The following is a 2737-nucleotide window of genomic DNA, read 5'->3' on the forward strand; positions in this document are numbered from 1 at the left end:
GTCTGCGATCACCTGCCCGGCAGCTGGCGACAGCCTTGCCCCTGGTGAAGCCATCACGTGCACTGCTACCTATGCCGTCACCCAAGCCGACCTGGATTCCGGCTCACTTCGCAACAGTGCCACCGTCACCGGTAACACTCCCGGCGGTCCGCCCGTGGCGCCGTCCCCGCCGAGCACAGTGAACGTTCCCACCGATCCGCAAGGATCGATAACCGTGGTCAAGACCGCCGACCACAAGACCGTCGCCGGGGTTGGGCAGACCATTCGCTACAACTTCGCGGTCACCAACACCGGGAACATCACCATCCGCAACGCACAAATCGAGGACCGCGACTTCACCGGCACGGGGAAGTTGTCGGCAATCACCTGCCCGGCAGACATCAGCACACTCGCGCCAGGGGCGACCGTGGACTGCACCGCCACGTACGTTACGACCGCAGCCGATGTGACCGCCGGCGCTATCTCGAACAGCGCAGTCGTCGCAGGCGATCCGCCGTTCGGCGGCGGCCGGATCCCGTCAGACCCGTCGACCGCGGTCGTGACGTTGAAGCCTGGCCCTTCTGGCCTTGCCTTCACTGGCGCTTCCGTTGAAACGCCGATCGGTATCGCACTCATCCTGCTGCTCGGCGGGGCAGCGCTCTTCACCATCACCCGCCGACGCCGACGGGCGTAACCAACCAACGATGGGGCGGGACCGGGATACCGGGCCCGCCCCATCGTCATTCGTCAGAAAGGCACACGCTTATGCGCCAACACACCACAACCAATCTTGTCGCCGTCGCCATTGCAGCAACCCTCGCGGCCGTAGCCCTGACTGGATGCAGCCCCGACACGCCACAACCGACGCCGACCACCAACAGCACTCGGTCCGCCGGCCCGCAGCTGCTCGGTCAAACCCCCGGCGTCTCCGGGGCCATCGACGTCCCGACAGAAATCACGAATGACGCCAACAAGCGAGCCTCGGTAACGCTGCAGAAGTGCGCAGCCACGAAGACTGGATGGCAGGCATCCGGGAAGATCAAGAACACTGGCAAAACGACCGGCAGCTACTTCATCACTGTCTTCTTCACTGATACTCACGGCACAGTCGTTGGTTGGAGCCAAGTCCGAGCCGAAGCGGCGAGTGAGAAGGGTGAGCTGTGGAAGGCAGCTGCGACCTTCACGGCGCCCTCTGACACCACCTGCGCGATCGCCGGAGTCAGTTAATGGGAGTAGCGGCTCCGGGCGTGATGCCCACACTCTTCGTACGGAGCCGGATGAGATGACAACGGTTCTGTCCCGCCAACGGTAAGACCCAGGCCCGATCGGAGAACGCGAGTGCATGGCTCGGAGCCGCTAGAACTCAGATCGTCGCCACGGTGCAGGCAGTGTCGTCGCGAAAGGCAGCTCGGATTCTGCCGGATATCAGTTCAGGCACATCGGCAGGCTAGGACGGCACGCTCGCAGGCTGCCCTCCCGGAACAGTATCGGGAGTACGTCTTGAGACCCTACGGTTGCGAGACGTCTCGCGGTGCGGCCCGCTCCCCCACATCAGACCCTGCGCTGACCGTCTTGCAGCCATGTCTCGCAAGAGCTCGGCGGCTCTTGCGTCCTGGAGGTCGGTTAGGAGACAGGGTCGACTGCGAAGTGGATAGCGTCGTCGACGGACACAGGCGCGCTGGTCTCGGTGCCCTATAGCCGATCGGCTACCGCACACGTGCGGCCGTTTCTGGAACCCGCCAGGATCCGGGGATCTCGGTGTCTCAACAGACCCGCCCGGCGATGTGCCCGGTGACGGTTCCGCGCATACCGCCTGAGCACCAGGGACGGCATCACTCTTGTCCGCGCCCTGCTCCGCGACTTCTGCCTAGGCCGTGAGCCATGCACTCGCCTTCTCCGACCGGGCCGGGCTCCCAAGCGGCCGAGGGCCGCGGCATGCGGGGTGCGGGGTGCGCGGTGCGCGGTGCGCGGTGCGCGGTGCGCGGTGCGCGGTGCGCGGTGCGCGGTGCGCGGTGCGCATGATCGTTCGATAAGCCGACGGCGGTCCACCCCGAGGATGATGCCTCGCGGGGACGCGCGACTTACCGTTGGCGGGATGCGCACAGAACCGTTGTCTCATCCGACTCCGTCCGAAGAATGTGGGCAGGCTCGGACAGGGCTCGCCGTCGGCCGGACGCGCGCGGCCCGGAGCAGCACACGTCGGGCGCAACTGCTCGCGGAGCGGGATGCTGCGAGAGCCGAGCACGCAGTCGCGATCGAGCAAGAGCGTCTCCGGGCCGCTCGTGAGATGCACGACGTTATTGCGCATCGCTTGGCGGCGATCCTTGCGCTGGCCGAGGGAGCGCAGTTCGCGCGTGCAGCGTCGAGCTCCGCGACCGAACAGGTCGCCGCAGCACTCGAGAGCATCGGAGCGCTCGGCCGTGATGCTCTCAGCGAGACTCGTGGGTTCCTCAGCGGGCTGCGCACTGCAGGGAACGTGTCGCCGACGAATCCAGACGAGCTCTTACTCAGGCTCCGGGAGATTAGCCCACGTGTGGGCGCTGACGCAGACCGGTCTGGCGGATGACGAGAGCAGACCCTCGACACCGCTCCTGGTCCCCTACCCGGGCCCATGGGCACCGGTCTTGCCGATATCAACGACGAGGTCTGCGCAGCGCGGCAAAGAGTTGCAATGCCGCCGTCATGGCCCGCCTCCGAGCGAGGCTGAAGAGCCAGCGTCCGCGCCGTCGGGCGGACCTGAATCCCCAGCTGCTGAGCG

At 66.2% G+C, this 2737-nt stretch carries 3 protein-coding genes; all 3 read left to right on the forward strand.

All coding sequences use genetic code 11. From position 1 onward, the window contains the following. Positions 1–673: DUF11 domain-containing protein (locus GVY42_RS15670; RefSeq protein WP_201302289.1), on the forward strand; the 673-nt coding region annotated here is incomplete at its 5' end. A 71-nt stretch (positions 674–744) separates the two neighbouring features. After that, positions 745–1206: a hypothetical protein gene (locus tag GVY42_RS15675; RefSeq protein WP_159558243.1), complete on the forward strand. Its 462-nt coding sequence runs from the start codon at positions 745–747 to the stop codon at positions 1204–1206. A gap of 868 nt (positions 1207–2074) precedes the next feature. Further along, complete coding sequence (locus GVY42_RS16900; RefSeq protein ID WP_373562229.1) at positions 2075–2545, forward strand: histidine kinase; 471 nt, start codon at positions 2075–2077, stop codon at positions 2543–2545. Positions 2546–2737 lie beyond the last annotated feature (192 nt).

The sequence above is a fragment of the Exiguobacterium sp. 8A genome, from assembly GCF_902506275.1.
In the GTDB taxonomy this organism is placed as follows: Bacteria; Bacillota; Bacilli; order Exiguobacteriales; family Exiguobacteriaceae; genus Exiguobacterium; species Exiguobacterium profundum.

Bases quoted from the DNA above. Each gene is read 5' to 3' on its own strand.
- GVY42_RS15675 (WP_159558243.1), top strand. From the start codon at position 745: ATGCGCCAACACACCACAACCAATCTTGTCGCCGTCGCCATTGCAGCA.
- GVY42_RS16900 (WP_373562229.1), top strand. From the start codon at position 2,075: ATGCGCACAGAACCGTTGTCTCATCCGACTCCGTCCGAAGAATGTGGG.